The organism is Microbacterium sp. B19(2022), assembly GCF_012030385.1.
In the GTDB taxonomy this organism is placed as follows: Bacteria; Actinomycetota; Actinomycetes; order Actinomycetales; family Microbacteriaceae; genus Microbacterium; species Microbacterium oxydans_B.
Genome location: NZ_JAAUVO010000012.1, coordinates 1 through 18,167, shown reverse-complemented (window position 1 = coordinate 18,167; position 18,167 = coordinate 1). Strand labels below are relative to the sequence as shown.

Below are 18,167 nucleotides of genomic sequence, written 5' to 3'. Positions count from 1 at the left end.
TGGGGTGTTCATCCAGAAGAATGCTCGGTAAACGACCTCTGAACAAATCCGAGTTAGGTACATATCTCGACGCGGCACCTGCGAGAGTCTTCCGTGGATCACCCCTCACACCCTGAAAGGTCCTCATGAAGCTTCGCGCTCTCCCCGCCCTCGCCGGCGTCGCGCTCCTCGCCCTCGGTCTCGCCGCCTGTGCCGGCTCCGCCGAGGCGACCGGCACCCCCGGCGCCGACGAGTCGTCCACCGCGAGCGGCTTCGCGGTCGACGAGAACACCCTCGTCTTCGGCGTCGTCCCCGACTCGGTCGACACCGAGACGAACTACCAGCCGCTCATGGACTACATCGCCGACCTCACCGGCAAGACCGTCGAGTACCACGAGTCCACCGACTACGCGGCACTCATCGAGGCCGCCGTCGCCGGCAAGGTCGACGTCGCCTCGTTCTCCGGCTTCACCTACGTCACCGCCACCAACAACGGCGCCAAGCTCACCCCGATCTCCTCCATCGTCACCGACGAGGGCCAGGAGCCCGGCTACTACTCGCAGGCGATCGTGCCCGTCGACAGCGACATCAAGAGTCTCGAGGACTTCAAGGGCAAGAAGGTCTGCTTCGTGGACCCGTCTTCGACCTCGGGCTACCTGTTCCCGTCGTACAACCTGATCGAGGCCGGCATCGACCCGAAGGCCGACATCACTCCGGTCTTCGCGGGCAAGCACGACGTGAGCGTGACCAAGGTCGGCGAAGGCGTCGAGTGCGAGGTCGGCTTCGCCGAGGACTCCGAGGTCGAGAAGTCGGACAAGGTCAAGGTCATCGCCGAGACGATGGTGCCCGGCGCCCCGCTCGTGTACTCGTCGACGCTTCCGGACGAGGTCTCGAAGCAGCTCGTCGACGGACTCTCCGAGGTCACGATCGACGACATCATCGCCGCCGGCATCGACAGCGCCGACAGCGACTCCTTCCGCAGCGTCTTCTACGCCACGAAGCCGGTCGACGACGCCTACTACGACCTGATCCGCGACATCTGCAAGGAGACCGAAGCCGAGCAGTGCCAGGGCTGAGCCCGGCCTGACCGCTTCGCCTCACCCGGTGCCCTCCGCCTCGCCCGCCCCGCGCGGCGAGGCGGAGGGCCCCACCGCATGACACACCACACCACAGGAGTTACGACATGACCGCCTCGGCATCCGACGCCCTCATCTGTCTCGACGGCGTGACGAAGACCTTCGGCACGACCACTGCACTGAAGGGCGCCTCGCTCGAGGTGTCCCGCGGCGAGATCGTCGTGCTCCTCGGCCTCTCCGGCTCGGGGAAGTCGACGCTGCTGCGCCACCTCGACGGCCTCGAGATCCCTACCTCCGGCTCGGTGGAGGTGCTCGGCTCCCAGGTGCCCTCGCTGAAGGGCCGGGCGCTGCGGAATCTCCGCAGCCGCGTGGGCTTCATCTTCCAGCAGTTCGAGCTCGTGCCGTCGCTCACGGTGCTCGAGAACGTGCTCACCGGCTCCCTGTCGGGTGTGCGCGGGCCGCGCCTCGGGCTCTGGGGCTACTCGCGGGCCGCCAAGCTCACCGCACTCGGGCACCTCGATCGCGTCGGCCTGCTCGACCGCGCGTACCAGCGCAGCGACACCCTCTCGGGCGGACAGCAGCAGCGCGTCGCCATCGCCCGCGCCCTCATGCAGAAGCCCGACATCCTCCTCGCCGACGAGCCGGTCGCCTCGCTCGATCCGGAGTCGAGCGAGCAGGTCATGGCACTGATCCGCGAGATCGCCGCCGACGAGGGGCTCACCGTCGTGTGCAGCCTGCACCAGGTCGACCTCGCGATCAGCTGGGCCGACCGCATCGTCGGGCTCCGTCACGGCGAGGTCGTGCTCGACACCCCGACCACCGACCTCACCAAGGCCGAGGTCATGGAGATCTACGGTCGCGTCGCGACCACCACCGCCGAGATCCGCGCCGTGCAGGAAGAGCTCGTCGTGGCGGCCGCACAGGTGGCGGCATCATGACGCTCCTCGCCGACCGTCCGCGCACCGCAGCGGCCTCGACGGTCGCCGAGCGGGCGCCGAAGCGTCGGATCTCGCCGGAGCGCATCGCGGCATCCCTCACGCTGGTCGCGCTCGTCGTGCTCGGCATACTCGCCGTCCGCGAGGTCGACATCTCCATCCCGGCGATGGTGCAGAGCTGGGGCAACGCCGAGAACTTCATGGCTCGCGTCGGCGGCCTGTCGTTCCCCGAGCCCGCCGACCTGGCCTGGCTGATCGCCCTCACCGTCGGCCTCGTGCTCGTCGGCACCCTGCTCGCCGCGGTGCTGTCGGTGCCGATCGCCTACCTCGCCGCATCCAACACGACGCCGGGGAACGGTTGGCGTGCCGCGGCACGCTTCATCGGAGTCCTCACCCGGGCGCTGCCCGACGTCGTCCTGGCCATGGCTTTCGTGCTGATGTTCTCCCTCGGGACGCTCCCGGGCATCCTCGCCATCGGCATCCACTCGATCGGCATGATCTCGAAGATGTTCGCCGACGCGATCGAGCAGATCGACGAAGGCCCCCGTCTCGCGATCCGCGCCGCCGGAGGCTCGAAGATGCAGGAGTTCAGTGCCGGCATCCTGCCGCAGGTGCTGCCCAGCTGGGTGGCGACCGTGCTGCACCGCAACGACATCAACCTGCGTGGCAGCGTCGTGCTCGGCTACGTCGGCGTCGCCGGCCTCGGCCTCGAGATGTCGTACGCGTTCAAGTCGCTCAACTACGGCAAGGGACTCGGCATCGCCCTGGTCATCTTCATCCTCTGCATCGTGATGGAGATCGTCTCCAGCATGGTGCGCGGGGCGATGCTCGGCGCGCAGAAGCACACCCGCTCCTGGATCGACCGGATGCTGCACCCGCGGCTCGGTGCGCACGCCGCAGCGGCACCCGCCGGGCGCCCGGACTGGGCCGCCAGCCCGCAGACCGCGGTGCGGCGACCCTGGACGGCGCAGCGCGTGCGTCACACGATCGCCGGTGTCGTCGCCGTGCTCGTCGTGATCGGCAGCGTCGTGGTGAGCCAGATCAACTGGATGGACTTCTTCACGTTCTGGGCCAAGCTGCCCGAGGTCGCCGCCCGGTTCTGGCCGCCGTCGTTCGGCAACTACGACGCGAGCGCGATGTTCGAGGCCATGCGCGACACGGTCGCGATCGCTCTCGCCGCGACGGTGCTCACCCTGCTCCCGTCGATCCTGCTGGGCTCACTCGCCGCCCGCAACGTCGCTCCGAGCCCAGGGGCGCGGGGAACGGCACGGCTGCTGCTCGTCGGCATCCGCGGCATCCCGGAACTCATCCTCGCGATCGTGCTCGTCGTCATCACGGGCCTCGGTGCGCAGGCGGGTGTCATCGCCCTCGCGATCGGCGGCATCGGACTCCTCGGCAAGCTCATCGCCGACTCGTTCGAAGAGGTGGACCGCGGTCCGGAGCGGGCGCTGCGTGCGGTCGGCGCGACCCGTCTGCAGACCTACACCTCGGCCACCGTGCCGCAGGGGATGCAGGCGCTCATCGGCCACAGCTTCTACATGCTCGACACGAACATCCGCGCGGCGACGATCCTCGGCATCGTCGGCGGCGGAGGAGTGGGGTACTACCTGCTCAATGCCAGCCAGGGCTCGCGCTACGAGACCGTGACCGCGATCGTCCTGATGATCCTCGTCACCGTGCTCGTGGTCGAAGGGCTCGCCATGTGGATGCGGAAGGTGTTCCGATGAACGGCACTCACGACACGGCCGACGTCGTGGTCGTCGGCTCGGGCATCGTCGGCCTCGGTGCGGCCTACGCGGCGGTCCGCCGTGGGCTGCGCGTGGTGGTCGTCGACCGCACCGAGGCCCCGGTCGGCGCCACGATCCGCAACTTCGGGCATCTCTGCATCGGCGCCCAGGGCGGGGAGGCCCGGCGCTACGCCGACGTCTCCCGCGAGCTGTGGCTGCGCCTCGCCAAAGATGCCGGTTTCTGGCTGCGCGAGTCGGGCACACTCGTGGCCGCCCGCCACGACGACGAGATCGCCGTGCTCGAGGCGGCCTCCCGCGAGGGCGGCATCCGCCTGCTCGAGGCCGACGAGCTCCTGCGCCTCGCCCCGCTCCGGGCGGACGGCCTCGTCGGCGGCGCGCACATCGAAGTCGACCTGCAGACCGATCCGCGCACGGCGGCCACGGCGATCGTGCGTCATCTCGCGAGCCTGGGAGTGGAGTTCCGGTTCCGCACCGCGGTCACCGCGGTGGGGGCCGGCCGGGTCGAGACCACCCGAGGCCCGATCGGCTGCGGGAGCGTCGTCGTCGCGGTGAACCACGACATCGACCAGCTGCTTCCCGAGGTCGCCGAGCGGCACGGGATCGCACGCTGCGCCCTCGACATGATGCGGGCGGCGGTGTCGTTCCGGCATCCGCTCGCCGCGCCACTGCTCACCGGCTGGTCGCTCGTGCGCTACGGCCGCTTCGCCGACGGGGTCGAGGCCACAGTGCTGCGGGAACGCCTGCATGTCGAGCGGCCCGACCTCGCGGCCATCGACCTCAACCAGATGTACACGCAGCTGCCGGATGGCACGCTCATCATCGGCGACTCGCACGCGACCGCGGTCGCTCCGGCGCCCTTCCAGCCCGAGGCCGCCTTCACCGCGTTCCTCGCCGAGGCGACGGCGCTGTTCGACGCACCGGCTCCGCGGGTGATCGAGCGGTGGCAGGGCGTCTACGCGAAGGGACCGCAGGAGTTCCTGATCGACCGCGGCGACGACGGCGTGCTCGTGCTCGCCGCGACCACCGGCATCGGGATGACCACGGGCCTCGGCCTGGCCGAAGAGAACCTCGCCGCCGCCTTCGGGTGGACGGCAGCAATGGAAGGAACATCATGACCACTCCTCTCGAACTCGTCGTCCTCGACATGGCGGGAACCACGGTGCTCGACGACGGCGTCGTGGAGCAGGCGTTCCAGCGCGCCGCCGAGCGCACGGGCGTCGCCGACCGGATGCCGTGGGCCGCCGCGCTGGACTACGTGCGCCTGACCATGGGTCAGTCGAAGATCGACGTCTTCACGCACCTCGCCTCGGGCGACCGGGCCGCGGCCGAGCGCGCCACCGTCGCGTTCGAGGGTGCCTATGCCGAGATCGTCGCCGAGCAGGGTGTCTCCGAGATCCCCGGCGCGGCAGACGCGATCCAGGGTCTGAAGGACGCCGGGCTGAAGGTCGCGCTGACGACCGGGTTCGCCCCGGTGACGCGCGAGGCTCTCATCGACGGACTCGGCTGGCGGGACCTCATCGACCTCGCGCTGTCTCCCGTCGACGCGGGTCGCGGTCGCCCGGCACCCGACCTCGTGCTCGCGGCCCTGCTGCGCACGCAGACCTCGTCGGTGCAGGCCGTCGCCGTCGCCGGAGATACCGTCAGCGACGTCGAGTCCGGGCGTCGGGCGGGTGCCGGCTTCGTCGCCGGCGTGCTCACCGGTGCCCACGATCGCCCGGCGCTCAGCGCCGCGGGAGCGGATGCTGTGCTGAGCGACGTGACGGCCCTCCGCGGCGTGCTCGCCCAGCGTGAGCTGCTCCCGTTCGTCACCGCCTCCTGAGAGGGATCGCCATGGGAACGCTGCTGATCCGTCCACCCGGTCACCGCCGAGATGTCGCCCTGCGCCCGGCGGCGACCGCGATGGTCTGGATCGGCGAGGGGCATCCGCACGAGATGATCGCGGTGCCGGGAGTCGCGCTCGCCGACGGCGACGTGCTCGTCGCGGTCGAGATGTCGACGATCTGCGGCTCCGACGTGCATACGGTGCAGGGGCGCCGCTCGGCCCCGACCCCGCTCGTTCTCGGTCACGAGAGCGTCGGGAGGGTGATCGCGACCGGCGACACCGGCGCGAACACGGTCGACGGCACTCCGCTGCGCATCGGCGACCGCGTGGTGTGGTCGGTGACGATCTCGTGCGCGAGCTGCGATCGATGCCTGCGGGGGATGCCGCAGAAGTGCCGCAGCCTCGGCAAGTACGGGCACGACCGGGTCGGTGCGCACGGCGACCTGACCGGTGCGTTCGCGAGCCATGTGCAGCTGCGGGAGGGCACCGCCATCGTGCGCGTGCCCGAGGCGCTGCCGGCATCCGTGCTCGCCCCGGCGGGGTGTGCGACTGCGACGGCCTGGGCGGCCGTGGCCAGGGCCGCGCGAGACCACGACCTCGACGGGGCCAGCGTACGGATCCATGGGGCGGGCCTCGTAGGGCTCTCCGCGGCCGCGATCGCCGCGGAGCAGGGTGCGAGGGTCGAGGTTCTCGACCCCAACCCGGATCGTCGTGCGCTCGCCGCGCGGTTCGGCGCGACGAGTCTGGACCGCGATCCCGACGTCGTGATCGAGGCCTCGGGGCACGCCGTGGGCGAGGCGCTCGCCGGCGTGACCGTCGGTGGCACGGTGGTGCTGGTCGGCAGCGTTTTCCCCGCCGATCCCGTCCCGCTCGACGCCGAGAGCATCGTGCGGCGCCTGGTCACGGTCGCCGGCATCCACAATTACACGGGAGCCGAACTCGCCGAGGCCGTCGCGTTCCTGGCCGGGCGCGGGCGCGCCTATCCGTTCGGCGATGCGGTCGGCGCGGTGCGCGGGCTCCCGGAGATCGATGCAGCCCTCGAAGAAGCGGCGGCACCCGGCGCACCGCTGCGGATCGGACTGCTCCCGGGGCACTGACCCTTCGGGGACCGGCGGTCGATCTACGCGTTCTGCTGCGGGGTTCGGCGGGGGCCGGCGGGTCGCAGGCCCTCGGCATGGAAGGCCAGCAGCCGGACGGCGGCCTCGACCGTCGCCGCCAGGACCTCTTCGGGATCTCCCGTCAGCGCAAGGCGGCGGTGTCCGACCGCGTCGGCGGTGGCCCACCCGAGGTAGACCGTCCCCGGCTCATGCGCCCCCTCGGGATCGGGCCCGCCGACTCCGGTCGTCGACACGCAGAGGTCGGCGTCGAGCAGATCGCGCGCTCCGAGGGCGAGCTGTTCGGCGCACGCCGCCGAACAGGGGTCCGTGCCGGGGACCAGCCCGAGCACGCGCTCCTTCACATCCGTCAGATAGGCCACGACGCCGCCCGCGAACCACTCGGATGCCTCGGCTCCGGACCCGACCGTGTTCGCCAACCGACCCGAGGTGAGGGACTCCGCCACGGCCACACGCAGCCCTCGTTCGCGCGCGAGGTCGCTCAGTCGTTCGATGTCGTCGGTCACTGCGAGATGCTCTCCACCGTCTTGCCGGTCGTCGCCGCCGACAGCGAGCGGGCGATGTCGGCCTGGCTGACGATTCCCACCAGCCGATGCTCTGCGATCACGGGCAGCCGCCGTATCTGGTGCTCCTCCATGCGGTCCAGCGCGACCCGGATGTCGTCGTCCGCGTCGACCGTGATGGGCTTTCCGTTGGCGAGCGCCTCCGCAGGGGTGGTCTCCGGATCCATCCCGAGCGCGATGGCACCGACGACGATGTCGCGGTCGGTGAGCATCCCCTTGAGGCGGCTGTCCTCACCGCAGATGGGCAGGGCTCCGACGTTCAGATCCGCCATGACCGATGCGGCGATGCGCAGTGAGTCGTTCACGCCGATGCAGCGCGGGCTCGGAGTCATGAGGTCGCGTGTGGTGGTCATCGTCTTCCCTCTCGTGTTCGTCGAAGCGCGTCGGCGCCCGGCATCACCGCTGCGCGGGCGGGGCGGACTCCGCGGCGTCGCCGTCGTAGTCCGGACGCGGGGGCTGCAGCGGCTGATCCGAGTACTCGCCACCCGCGCGTCCGCCGTAGGGGCGGCCGTGGTCGGCGAACTCCTCGCGGGCGAACACCAGCGTCCAGGGTCCGGCCGTGAAGTGCGCGCCGGTGCGGAGCGTCTCGCTGTCGTCACCCGGGTGCGTGGCATCCGCGCCGGCGTTGGCGTTCATCTCGCCCTCGCCGTGCAGCGTCAGCACGTACTCGTCGCGGTCGTCGTGCGTGATCGTGGCATGCAGGGGATCGGTGTCGGGCAGGCGCAGCTCGTTGCCCTCGGCGGAGCCGATCCGCACCTCATCCGCCTCGAGCGCGAATTCGGTGCGCTCGTCGTCGCGCGTGATGCGCAGCCGGGGGTTCCCCGCGCCCCACTCGGCGTGGGTGGTCCCGGGGGTGTATCCCTCGTCGGGGCGGTCGTCGATGTGTCGTGCGTTCATGGAAATGCCCTCCTCGAGCTGGGGAATCCGACATTAGGAGGGCTTCTCCGTTCTGCCGAGGGGGTTGACTTCGCGATGGCGGACGCGCAGCCGCCCTCGCGCAGAACAGAGGCGGAATACTGTCGCCGCGTGAGCGAGAATAGGGTGAGCCGTCGTCTCGGCCAGACTGCGACCAAGGAGCACACGATATGGGCAAGTTCGTCTATGAAGGTGGAGTGAAGACCGAGATCGAAGATCGCGCTCTCACGCATCTGCAACTGGTCATCACCGCGAAGCTGCGGCGCGGAGAGCCGTTCCCGTTCAGCTGGCGTGAAGATGCGAGCGTCGGCGGCGGACGCACGACCGTGTGGATCCAGCCGGGCAGCTCCCTGGTGTTCAAGTACTTCGGCAGCCGCCAGCCCTCCATCAACCGGGCGTGGATCGAGGCTCTCGCCTTCACCGCCAACGCGCCGAGTGGCCTGTATCTGGTTCCCGAGCCCGCCGAGGCCGGCGTGGAGCCGGGCACCGAAGAGATCCCCGTCACGCCTCAGCTCTGACTCGGCCGCACGTCTCCTCTCGAGGCGGCGCTCCTCGCCGCCTCCATGCACGGCTGTCAACCCCCTGCACTCGCGGCGGTCGATCCGGAAGAGTCGGTCCGACACATCGAGACGAGGAGGATCGGCCATGACCGACAACGCTTCCGACCCCCGGCACGCGCATCGCGAGGAGGGCTTCCCCGCGCAGCAGCAGGACCAGCCCGGACTCACGGAGCTGACGCGCCCCGACCCCGACCACGGTGAGGAGAGCTACGTCGGCCATGGCCGCCTGGCGGGGCGTCGAGCGCTCATCACGGGCGGCGACTCCGGCATCGGGCGGGCGGTCGCGATCGCCTTCGCACGCGAGGGCGCCGATGTCGCGATCGCGCACATGCCGGAGGAGCAGGACGACGCGGAAGACACTCTGGCGCTGGTCCGCGAGGCGGGGCGCACGGGTGTGAGCTTCGCGGGAGACCTGCGTGACGAGACCTTCGCGACCGACATCGTGGCCCGCACGCGGAGTGAACTCGGCGGGCTCGACACCCTCGTGCTCAACGCCGCCTACCAGCACGACATCGACGGCTTCGAGAACCTCGAGACCGACCGGATGCGGCGCGTGTTCGACACGAACCTCGTGGGCCTGCTGTTCTCGGCCCGCGCGGCGTACCCCGACCTCGAGCCGGGTGCGAGCATCATCGTGACGGCATCCGTCCAGGCATTCAACCCGTCGCCCGGACTCATCGACTACGCGATGACGAAGGCCGCCCAGGTGGCGTTCGTGAAGGCGCTCGCGGAAGAGGCAGGGCCCAAGGGCATCCGAGTCAACGCCGTGGCGCCCGGCCCGATCTGGACGCCGCTGATCCCCGCGACCGGCTGGGATGCCGAGCGGCTCGCGACCTTCGGACAGGACACGCCCCTCGGACGCGCGGGGCAGCCGGCGGAGCTCGCAGGCGCCTACGTCTACCTCGCCTCGGCGGAGTCGTCGTACACGTCCGGCTCGGTGATCGCGGTGACGGGCGGCAAGCCGCTCTGATCTGACCGGCGGCCGAGGGCCGCCCGCCTAAGCTTGTCTGGTGCAGAAGCCCGCCGCGTCCGGCCCCCTCGTGGGCGTCGCACTCGTCATCGGCTCGTGCCTCTCACTGCCCTTCGGTGCGGCCGTCGCGGCGCAGCTGTTCCCGGTGCTCGGGCCCTGGGGCGTGACCTCGCTGCGGGTCGCGATCGCCGCCATCCTGCTCGTCGTCATCGTGCGGCCGCGCCCGGGCAAGTGGACGCGCCCGCAGTGGCTCGCCGCCGTGCTCTTCGGCGTCTCGCTGGCCGCGATGAACGGGTTCTTCTACGCCGCGATCGACCGCATCCCGCTCGGCCCCGCCGTCGCGATCGAGTTCCTCGGTCCGCTCGTGCTCGCCGCCGTGCTGACCCGTCGTCTCGCGGACGCCGCCTGGGTCGGTGTCGCCCTCCTCGGCATGGTCGCACTGGGCATCGACGGCCTGATCGGGGCCGAGCCGCTCGACCCGCTCGGGCTCGTGTTCATCCTCATCGCGGCCGGGTTCTGGGTGATGTACATCCGCATGAGCGCCCGCGTCGGCGCGCTCATCCCCGGCAGCAGCGGCCTGGCGATGGGGCTCGTCGTGGCGGCCGTGCTCCTCATCCCGGTCGGCATCCCGGCGGCATCGACGGTCGCGATGGACCCGCAGCTGCTGCTGCTGGCCGCCATCACCGCGGTGCTGTCATCGGTGATCCCGTACAGCTTCGAGCTGGCCGCGCTGCGCCGTCTGCCGCAGCGCGTGTTCGGCGTGCTGCTGAGCCTCGAACCGGCGTTCGCAACGCTGGCCGGTTGGCTGATCCTCGGCCAGGATGCGACTCCGCTGCGGATGCTGGCAGTCGTCCTCGTGATCGCCGCCAGCGTCGGTGCGACGCTCGGCGTGCGGAAGGACCGCCGAGACGGCGGCCCCTCCGGCCCGTTCACCGCCCCGATACCGCTGCCCGACTGACCGCGGGGGTCGGGAGCGGGAACCGTCGGCGCAGGATGACGCGCTGCACGAGCGTCCACACCACCGTGACCGTGAGGTACAGCGCAGCCGCGAGGGGTACGAAGGCCGCGAAGACCGCCGTCAGGTAGTGCAGCGACGACATCACGCGCAGCATCGTGGGGGAGTTCAGCGGCGAGTCGTCGCCCTCGACCGGCGTCGGACGGAACACCCGGCGGGTGACCTCGGCGACGGCGATCATGATGGCGAGCAGCACCCCGAAGACGAGGAAAGTCGTGGGCGTGGCCGTGCCCCCGAACAGCGCCGAGACCAGGCTCGTCCCCAGCGGAGCGCCGAACAGGTCGTGGGAGAGCAGCTCGTTCGGGTGTCCGGCGATCTCCGGCCGCAGGAACAGTGTGTACAGGATGCCGACGACGGGGGCCTGCGCCAGCACCGGGAGCATGCCCGCGAACGGCGAGGTGTTCTCGGCCTTGTACAGCGCCATCATCTCCTTCTGCAGGCGCTCGGGGTTCTTCTTGTGGCGGCGCTGCAGCTCGCGCAGCTTCGGGGCGAGGCGCGCCCTGGTCTGCTCGGCCTTAGCCTGCGAGATGCCGACGGGGATGAGCAGGGCCCGCACCAGCAGAGTGACGAGCACGACCGCGAGGGCTGCGGCCGAGGCTCCGGCGATCGGGGTGAGGAGGTCGGAGAGCCCGGTCAGTGCGCCGTAGGCGGCGTTGAGGAGGGCGGCGAGAGGGGGAAAGGCAAAGGGGTCCATGGAGTTGTCCGTTCGTGGCGTCGGGAAGGGTCGGCGAAAGCCGCGTCATCCCGTCGTGTGGACGGACTACGCGGCGGTCGCGACCCCCGGCGCGCGCGGGCGCGGATGGCCGGCAGCGTCAGGATCGCTCTGCGTGAGCAGGGTTCCGATGTCGATCGCCCGCAGCGGATGCGGGGCGTCGGAGGTGGCCTCGGGGCGCACGCTCAGCACGATCGCGAGCGTCAGCGCCGTGACGGCGAGCAGTGCGATGGCGAGACCGAGGGCGGCGGCATCCGGCATCGAGACGAGTCCGAGCGCGGTCGCGACGAAGCTCAGCATCTGCCCGAACCACTCGCTCATGCGCACTCCCCTCTGCAGCGAGGGTAGCACCGGGGACCGCGAGACCGGCCGTCACGGTCGACCGTCTCCCTCCGCCGCGGGCGTAACGTCGAAGCATGAGTGACCTTCGCGCCCTGCTCGGGATCGAGCATCCGATCATCCTCGGCCCGTTCGGCGGGCTCTCCTCGATCGCACTCACCGCGGCGGTGAGCAACGCCGGCGGGCTCGGCTCGTTCGGCCTGTACGGCTACGACGGCGACCGCATCCGCACGACCGGGGCCGACCTTCGGGCAGCGACCGACCGGCCGTTCGCGGTGAACATCTGGCTGCCCACGGGCGACGAGGTCGAGCCGAACCCACAGCACACGGTCTTCGCGCAGGCGCTGCAGCCGTTCTACGAGGCGGTCGGCGTCGACGTGCCCGCCCGGCCGGAGCGTTACAACCCGCCGCTCGAGGAACAGCTGGAGGCGATCTGGGAGATCGCGCCCGCGGTGCTCAGCGTGGTGTTCGGCGTGCCGTCTGCGGACATGGTCGATGAGGCCCGCCGCCGCAGCATCCGCATCGTCGGCACGGCGACCACGGTGGCCGAGGCGGTCGCCCTCGCCGAGGCGGGCGTGGATGCCGTAGTCGCGACCGGTGCGGAGGCGGCCGGCCACCGGGTGTCGTTCCTGCGCCCGGCCGAGGAGTCGCTGGTGGGGACGTTCGCGCTGGTGCCGCAGGTCGTCGATGCGGTCGACGTTCCCGTGATCGCGGCGGGAGGCATCGCCGACCGGCGGGGGGTGGCCGCGGCCTTCGCGCTGGGCGCCTCCGGAGTGCAGGTGGGGACGGCGTTCCTCGCGACCGCCGAGTCTGCAGCGAACCAGGCCCACCGTGAGGCGATCCAGTCCACTGCCGCCGACGAGACCGTGCTCACGCGCGCGATGAGCGGGCGACTGGCTCGCGGTGCGCGCAACCGCGTCGTGCGGGCGATCGAGGCGAGCGGCACGATCGCTCCATTCCCGATGCAGAACTGGCTCACCGGCCGCTTCCGCACCGCGGCGGGGGAACAGAACCTGGGCGCGCTGCAGTCGCTGTGGATGGGCCAGGCCGCCCCACTCGTGCGCCACGACACCGCCGCTGAGGTGTTCGCCGAGCTGGCGGCAGGCGTTCCGGCGGCCGACCGCTAGAGGATGACCGTGGACTTGCCGTGCACGATCACGCGGTCCTCGGCATGCCACTGCACGGCGCGGGCCAGCACCAGGCGCTCCACGTCGGCACCGCGGCTCTGCAGCTGAGCCGCCGACTCGGAGTGGGTCACGCGCGTGACGTCCTGCTCGATGATCGGGCCCTCGTCGAGGTCGGCCGTCGCGTAGTGCGCGGTCGCGCCGATGAGCTTGACGCCGCGGTCTTTGGCACGCGCGTACGGGTTCGCACCGATGAACGCGGGCAGGAACGAGTGGTGGATGTTGATCACCGGCACCTCGAGACGGGTGATGAAGTCGTCGGTGAGGATCTGCATGTAGCGGGCGAGCACGACGAGGTCGACGTTTCCGTGCAGCAGCTCGAGCTGACGCTCCTCCATGGCGGCCTTGTCGCCGGAGGGGATGTGCACGAACGGCACACCGAACGAGCGCACCGACTGGGCCAGATCGGGGTGGTTGGAGACGACCATCGTGATGTCGATGTCGAGCTGGCCGCGCTGCGTGCGCCACAGCAGCTCCATCAGGCAGTGGTCGTACTTGGACACGAAGATCGCGACGCGCTTGCGGCGGGCCACGTCGTGCAGCGACCATTCCATGCCGAAGCGCTCGGCAACGGCGGCGATGTCGGCTTCGAGGGCCGGGCGCGCGGCGGAGAGTCCGTCGAGGTGGATCACGGTGCGCTGGAAGAAGCGTCCGCCCTCGGAATCGGTGGAGTGCTGGTCGAGCGAGATGATGTTCGCGCCGTGCTGGGCGAGCACACCGGCGACAGCGGCGACGATGCCGGGCTGGTCGTCGCAGGCGATCAGCAGGCGGGCGGTATCGGGCTGAGACATGGGGGCTCCTCGAGGGTGTGCATCGATTCTGCCGTGGATGCAGAGCGGGGGCGAATCGCGGGAGGCGACTCGCTACTCTGAGTCTCGTGGAAGCGAGTGACCTCGGCCTGGTGCTGATCCCCCTGCTGGCCGTTGCGGCGCCCCTGCTCGCCCGCGGCGTGCGTCCCGTGGTGCGGGTGCCCATCGTCGTGTTCGAGCTCGTGCTCGGCATCCTCGTCGGACCGGCGGTGCTCGGCTGGGTCGAGCCCGGTCCGCTGCTGGAGAAGCTCAGCGACTTCGGCCTGGCGCTGCTGTTCTTCGTCGCCGGCACCGAGATCGACTTCAAGATGGTGGCCGGAAAGCCGCTCGCGCGGGCATCGGCCGGCTGGCTCCTGAGCGTGCTGCTGGGCATCGGCCTCGGCTTCTTCTTCGCGCCGGGCGAGGGGATGGTCGTCGTCGGCATCGCACTCAGCTCCACGGCGCTGGGCACGCTCATGCCGATCCTGCGCGACGCCCGCGAGCTCGACACGCCCTTCGGCCGAGCGATCAGCACGATCGGGGCCGTCGGGGAGTTCCTGCCCCTGATCGCGATCTCGATCTTCCTGAGCACGCGGACCACGCCTATCGCCACGGCCGTCCTGCTGACCTTCGTGGTGCTCGCCGGACTCGCGGTGCTGCTCGCGCATCGCGTGCCGCACGGGCGTCTGCATCGCATCGTCCTGGCGACACTGCACACGTCCGACCAGTTCGGGGTTCGTTTCGTGATCCTGCTCATCGCCGCCCTCGTCGGTCTGAGCGTGATGCTCGACCTCGACATGCTGCTGGGCGCGTTCGTGGCCGGTGCGGTCTGGCGCATCATCATGACGCGTGCGCCGAAGGAGTCCGCCGAGCAGATCGAGAGCAAGATCGAGGCCATCGCGTTCGGCTTCCTGGTGCCGATCTTCTTCCTCTACACCGGTGTGACCTTCGACCTGCAGGCGTTGCTCACATCGCCGACCGCGCTGGCGCTGGTGCCGATCTTCCTGATCGCCCTGCTCGTGATCCGCGGTGCGGCCGCGCAGCTCTCGGCTCCCGCGGGGATGAGCGTCCGCGACCGTGCCGCGCTCGGTCTGCTGGCCGCCACTGGTCTGCCGATCATCGTCGCGGTCACCGCGATCGGTGTGGATCAGGACATGCTCGACACCGGCACGGCCGCCGCGCTGGTCGGGGCCGGCATGCTCTCGGTGCTGCTGTATCCGCTGATCGGGATGACGCTGCGCGGCGATCGCGCGGAGGTCGTCGGACCGGCACGCGCGGGCGAGGCTGTGCAGGGGGAGCTGTGACCACCGCATCGGCGCTGCTGACCGCGGCTGTGGCCGCCCTCGACGGCGCCCCGAAAGAGGGGCTGGGCGAGCAGCGCGACTCCCGATGGCGCGGGCGTCGCATCGTGCGTGTCGGCGAGGCCTGGCATCTCGGAGTGCTGCTGCTGACCGACACGCATGCGCTGGCGACCGCCGAGGTGCTGCGGGCCGCCGATCCCGGCCGCCGCGGCTACACGGCCGAGTCGGCGCGCGAGCGGGCCGAGCGCCGGGCCGAGGCGCTGCGCGGGGGCTTCGACGAGGGCGACGTCGTGCACGTGGGGTGGAGCGTGATCGACGTGGATGCGGTGGATGCCGGTGGCTCCTCCGGTCCGCTCGCCCTGGTCGACGGGGTGCCGTCGGTGCGCTGGAGCGCCGCCGGGGGCTTCATGCCGCTGGAGGCATACCTGCGGGAGCGCGTGGCTCTGCTGCGCGACGGCGCGGCCGGCTGACCCGAGCGGGCCGACTCAACCGGGCTGACTCAGCTGAACGTCTCGGCGAATCGCCGGAGGAGCGCCGCGCCCTCGGTGACGGATGCCGCCAGCACCTGTTGCTGCACCGCGTCGAACTCGTCGGGGTCGAAGTAGCCGGTGGTGCGGTAGAACGTCATCCGGTCGGCGAAGTCGCGGGGCGTGGGCTCGGGGTGGAACTGCGCCGCGTACAGATGCGTGCCCACCCGGTAGGCCTGCACGGGGCACACCTCGTTCGTCGCGAGCAGCACGGCGCCGGGCGGGGTATGCGCGGCGCTCTCCTTGTGCGCCGTGAAGACCGTGAGCGCCGGGCCGCTGGGGCCGAACACCGGGTCGGCCGTGCCCTCGGGAGTCACGTCGATCACAGTGGCACTCGCGGGCTCCGGGGTGTCGGTGACGACCTCTCCGCCGAGCATGCGGGTCACGACACCGATGCTGAAGCACGTGAAGAACACGGCGACCTCGGCGGCGATGGCCGCATCGGCCAGAGTGCGCAGATCGGCCTCGACGCGCAGCTGCTCCGGGGACTTCACGGTGTCGGAGACGTTGTACGGCGAACCTCCGACGACGATTCCCTGGTAGCCCCGCGCACGCTCGATGTCGAGCGGCGTCTGCAGCAGGTCGAGCCGGTCGACCACGTCGGCGCCGAGCGCCCGCCGGAACGAGGCGTGCTCGGCATCCGCCGCCCCGAGCTCGGGACGCACGCAGACGTAGAGGAGCGAGGCCATCAGGAGATTCTAACGAGCGCGACGAGCGTCGCCGGTCACCGGGAGGAGTTCGCGGTGCGCCCGCGGACGATGCCGACGAAGGTCTCGACGTCGGGCGTGGTCCGGTCGCGCGGCCAGACGAGGGCGACGGTCGAGGTCGGCCCATTCGCCAGGACGCGGTGGTCGGCATCCTTGCGATGATGCATGCGGGCGAGCGACATCGGGACGACCACGATGCCGACGCCGGATGCGGCGGTCGCGATCGCCTCGTCGGTCGGCAGGGCGGCGAAGCTCGCCGGTGTCGCGCCCGGCAGATCGAGCGGGCCGAGCACGTCGTCGGTGAGGCCGATCACGACCTCGCCCTCGAGGTCGGCGGCGGTGAGCTCTTCGACCGCCATCAGGTGCGAGTCGGCCGCGGCGACGACGACCGGGACCTCGTCGTACAGGGGGATGATGTGCAGTGACTCGTCGGTGAGGGGGAGCCGCACCAGCGCGGCATCCACCTCGTCGAGCGCGGCGCGCTGTGTGGCCGCCTCGATCGGCACGAGCTCGAGCGGCACACGCGGCATCCGCTGTTTCCACGCGCCGATCCACTTGCCCGGAGTCGCACCGGGCACCGCGCCCAGTCGAAAGGTGCGCGGTGCCTCGGGTTCGGGCTGCGGGGCGTCGAAGACGACCTTGGCGGTCTTCTTCTTGGGCTTCTGCGGGGGGAATCGCTCGGCAGGGGCGGCCTTGTTCCGGCGTACGGGCGTGCCGCGGCTTGCGCCCTTCGCGGGCCGTCTTCCCTGATTCGCCATGGGGTCAAGGCTACTCGGCGACGGGCGCGGCCACTTCCTGCTGGGAGTGAGATGCGGCCGCCAGCTTGCGCTGAGCACGGCGGATGAGCCCGGCAGCCCCGCCGACGAGCAGCAGCACGCCGGCGGTGAGCAGGACGATCGCGGTGATCGTCGTGGGTGTCATGGTCATCAGCGCATCCGCGATCGTCTCACGACGGGCGGCGTCGGCGAGCTGGCCGAGCGATACGGCGGCGATGGCCGCGAACAGCAGTCCCCAGATGATGGCGGCCCAGCGGGTGCGCGGCGCGGTGGTCGGCTCGGTGGTCGTGGGAGTGCTCATCACTGGTCTTCCTTCTTCGGCTCGACGACGGTGATGGAGATCTCGCCGCTGTTCTGATCGATGGTGACGGGTTGGATGGTGGTGGTCGACACGTTCTCCGCGGAGATGTTCTCGGCGACGACCGACTCCCCGTCGCGCCGCGTGCCCGCCCAGGTGCCGGAATCGATGATGTTGTAGTACTCGGCGTCGACGCGGGTCCAGGTGATATCCGCCGTGTCGACGGTCGCACGCAGCTGCAGCTGGACACCCGGATCGACGTAGATGTTGGTCGCGCCGGAGCCCTTCTCGATCACGATCGGCCGGGGCGCGTCGTCGTGCTGATTCAGCGAGACGTTGAGCTCGCCGAACGGCTGCCGGACATGTTCCGCGCGGTAGTTCGTGACCGACGCCCAGCCGAGGCTGAAGCCCTGCAGGGAGGAGAACCCGCCGACCACGAGGCCGCCCACCAGCGTGAGCACGGTGATGAACGCCAGGAAGCCGCTGCGTCGGCGGAACGCTCCGGCGACGATCATGCCGAGCGCCAGGATGAGGGCGGCGGCGAGCAACCCGAGGGCTGTGCCGACCACTTCGCCACCCGCGACGAGACCGACAGCGGCCCCGGTGATGATCGCGAGACCGAGGATGGTCGCGGCGAATGCGAAGCCTGCGCGCGGGTTCGATGCGCGGCGGATGCGTCGACGCTCGGCTGCCTCGGAGGCGAAGACGGCGGCCTCGGCCTGGCGCTCACGGCGCAGCTGATCGCGGGCGGCGCGCTCGACATCCTGCTGCTGACGTCGCCACGCCTGGTCCTGTTCCTGTCTCTTATACACATCTGACGCTGCCGACGAACGCGCC

The 18,167-nt window shown here is 70.7% G+C and carries 21 protein-coding genes and 1 pseudogene; 12 read left to right on the top strand and 10 right to left on the bottom strand.

Annotation, left to right across the window (positions count from 1 at the left end; genetic code table 11):
* The first annotated feature begins 125 nt into the window (after positions 1 to 125).
* From HCX50_RS12155 to HCX50_RS12130, 6 genes are all read left to right on the top strand, one after another.
* Entirely contained in the window at positions 126 to 1,055 is a 930-nt protein-coding gene (locus HCX50_RS12155; protein WP_167634562.1) for a phosphate/phosphite/phosphonate ABC transporter substrate-binding protein, read from the top strand.
* 107 nt (positions 1,056 to 1,162) lie between these two features.
* Positions 1,163 to 1,993 carry a phosphonate ABC transporter ATP-binding protein gene (phnC, locus tag HCX50_RS12150; protein ID WP_167634561.1) on the top strand — a complete coding sequence of 277 codons (831 nt, stop codon included), beginning with the start codon at positions 1,163 to 1,165 and terminating at the stop codon, positions 1,991 to 1,993.
* Positions 1,990 to 3,717, top strand: a complete 1,728-nt coding sequence (gene phnE, locus HCX50_RS12145) for a phosphonate ABC transporter, permease protein PhnE (protein ID WP_205829070.1) — start codon at positions 1,990 to 1,992, stop codon at positions 3,715 to 3,717. Before phnC ends, phnE begins: the two co-directional genes overlap by 4 nt.
* Positions 3,714 to 4,853 (top strand): TIGR03364 family FAD-dependent oxidoreductase, encoded by a 1,140-nt coding sequence (locus HCX50_RS12140; protein WP_091027504.1) that lies wholly within the window; start codon positions 3,714 to 3,716, stop codon positions 4,851 to 4,853. Before phnE ends, HCX50_RS12140 begins: the two co-directional genes overlap by 4 nt.
* Positions 4,850 to 5,557, top strand: a complete 708-nt coding sequence (locus HCX50_RS12135) for a phosphonatase-like hydrolase (RefSeq protein WP_167634560.1) — start codon at positions 4,850 to 4,852, stop codon at positions 5,555 to 5,557. Before HCX50_RS12140 ends, HCX50_RS12135 begins: the two co-directional genes overlap by 4 nt.
* Before the next feature lie 11 nt (positions 5,558 to 5,568).
* The gene (locus HCX50_RS12130) at positions 5,569 to 6,657 is read left to right on the top strand and encodes an alcohol dehydrogenase catalytic domain-containing protein (protein WP_091027506.1); all 1,089 of its coding nucleotides are present in this window, start codon (positions 5,569 to 5,571) and stop codon (positions 6,655 to 6,657) included.
* Positions 6,658 to 6,680: 23 nt separating this feature from the next.
* On the opposite strand, the gene HCX50_RS12125 is transcribed toward HCX50_RS12130, so the two are convergent.
* Genes HCX50_RS12125 through HCX50_RS12115 form a run of 3 tightly spaced genes read right to left on the bottom strand, consistent with a single transcriptional unit; the run spans position 6,681 to position 8,135 of the window.
* Entirely contained in the window at positions 6,681 to 7,181 is a 501-nt protein-coding gene (locus HCX50_RS12125; protein WP_091027508.1) for a CinA family protein, read from the bottom strand.
* Entirely contained in the window at positions 7,178 to 7,591 is a 414-nt protein-coding gene (locus HCX50_RS12120) for a CBS domain-containing protein (RefSeq protein WP_167634559.1), read from the bottom strand. The genes HCX50_RS12125 and HCX50_RS12120 overlap by 4 nt, the downstream gene beginning before the upstream one ends.
* A gap of 43 nt (positions 7,592 to 7,634) precedes the next feature.
* Positions 7,635 to 8,135 carry an FHA domain-containing protein gene (locus HCX50_RS12115; RefSeq protein WP_091027512.1) on the bottom strand — a complete coding sequence of 167 codons (501 nt, stop codon included), beginning with the start codon at positions 8,133 to 8,135 and terminating at the stop codon, positions 7,635 to 7,637.
* Positions 8,136 to 8,323: 188 nt separating this feature from the next.
* Here HCX50_RS12115 and HCX50_RS12110 point away from each other — a divergent pair, with 188 nt between their 5' ends.
* The 3 genes from HCX50_RS12110 to HCX50_RS20190 all read left to right on the top strand — a co-directional run bounded on the left by HCX50_RS12110 (position 8,324) and on the right by HCX50_RS20190 (position 10,641).
* A complete protein-coding gene (locus tag HCX50_RS12110; RefSeq protein ID WP_091027514.1) occupies positions 8,324 to 8,671 on the top strand; it encodes a DUF7882 family protein in 348 nt (115 codons plus the stop codon).
* A gap of 127 nt (positions 8,672 to 8,798) precedes the next feature.
* A complete protein-coding gene (locus tag HCX50_RS12105) occupies positions 8,799 to 9,683 on the top strand; it encodes an SDR family oxidoreductase (RefSeq protein ID WP_091027517.1) in 885 nt (294 codons plus the stop codon).
* Between the two features lie 40 nt (positions 9,684 to 9,723).
* Positions 9,724 to 10,641: an EamA family transporter gene (locus HCX50_RS20190; protein WP_091027519.1), complete on the top strand. Its 918-nt coding sequence runs from the start codon at positions 9,724 to 9,726 to the stop codon at positions 10,639 to 10,641.
* Here the strand turns inward: HCX50_RS20190 and HCX50_RS12095 are convergent.
* Together HCX50_RS12095 and HCX50_RS12090 are read right to left on the bottom strand one after the other, a co-directional pair.
* On the bottom strand, positions 10,613 to 11,392 hold the full coding sequence (locus HCX50_RS12095; RefSeq protein ID WP_091027521.1) for a YidC/Oxa1 family membrane protein insertase: 780 nt from the start codon (positions 11,390 to 11,392) through the stop codon (positions 10,613 to 10,615). The genes HCX50_RS20190 and HCX50_RS12095 overlap by 29 nt on opposite strands.
* 66 nt (positions 11,393 to 11,458) lie before the next feature.
* Complete coding sequence (locus HCX50_RS12090; RefSeq protein WP_091027523.1) at positions 11,459 to 11,731, bottom strand: DUF6412 domain-containing protein; 273 nt, start codon at positions 11,729 to 11,731, stop codon at positions 11,459 to 11,461.
* Between the two features lie 95 nt (positions 11,732 to 11,826).
* Between HCX50_RS12090 and HCX50_RS12085 the strand changes: the two genes are divergently transcribed.
* Entirely contained in the window at positions 11,827 to 12,876 is a 1,050-nt protein-coding gene (locus HCX50_RS12085; protein ID WP_167634558.1) for an NAD(P)H-dependent flavin oxidoreductase, read from the top strand.
* On the opposite strand, the gene purU is transcribed toward HCX50_RS12085, so the two are convergent.
* Positions 12,873 to 13,724 (bottom strand): formyltetrahydrofolate deformylase, encoded by an 852-nt coding sequence (gene purU, locus HCX50_RS12080; RefSeq protein ID WP_091027524.1) that lies wholly within the window; start codon positions 13,722 to 13,724, stop codon positions 12,873 to 12,875. The genes HCX50_RS12085 and purU overlap by 4 nt on opposite strands.
* A gap of 86 nt (positions 13,725 to 13,810) precedes the next feature.
* On the opposite strand from purU, the gene HCX50_RS12075 reads away from it, so the two are divergent.
* A complete protein-coding gene (locus HCX50_RS12075) occupies positions 13,811 to 15,025 on the top strand; it encodes a cation:proton antiporter (RefSeq protein ID WP_036303154.1) in 1,215 nt (404 codons plus the stop codon).
* The gene (locus HCX50_RS12070; RefSeq protein ID WP_167634557.1) at positions 15,022 to 15,492 is read left to right on the top strand and encodes a glutaminase; all 471 of its coding nucleotides are present in this window, start codon (positions 15,022 to 15,024) and stop codon (positions 15,490 to 15,492) included. Before HCX50_RS12075 ends, HCX50_RS12070 begins: the two co-directional genes overlap by 4 nt.
* 29 nt (positions 15,493 to 15,521) lie before the next feature.
* On the opposite strand, the gene HCX50_RS12065 is transcribed toward HCX50_RS12070, so the two are convergent.
* From HCX50_RS12065 to HCX50_RS12050, 4 genes and pseudogenes are all read right to left on the bottom strand, one after another.
* Complete coding sequence (locus tag HCX50_RS12065; protein WP_167634556.1) at positions 15,522 to 16,238, bottom strand: glutamine amidotransferase-related protein; 717 nt, start codon at positions 16,236 to 16,238, stop codon at positions 15,522 to 15,524.
* Between the two features lie 35 nt (positions 16,239 to 16,273).
* Positions 16,274 to 17,014 (bottom strand): substrate-binding domain-containing protein, encoded by a 741-nt coding sequence (locus HCX50_RS12060; RefSeq protein WP_167634555.1) that lies wholly within the window; start codon positions 17,012 to 17,014, stop codon positions 16,274 to 16,276.
* 10 nt (positions 17,015 to 17,024) lie between these two features.
* Positions 17,025 to 17,333: a hypothetical protein gene (locus tag HCX50_RS12055; protein ID WP_167634554.1), complete on the bottom strand. Its 309-nt coding sequence runs from the start codon at positions 17,331 to 17,333 to the stop codon at positions 17,025 to 17,027.
* Positions 17,333 to 18,167 (bottom strand): annotated as a pseudogene (locus HCX50_RS12050) (hypothetical protein); the annotation flags it as partial. The gene HCX50_RS12055 and the pseudogene HCX50_RS12050, both read right to left, overlap by 1 nt.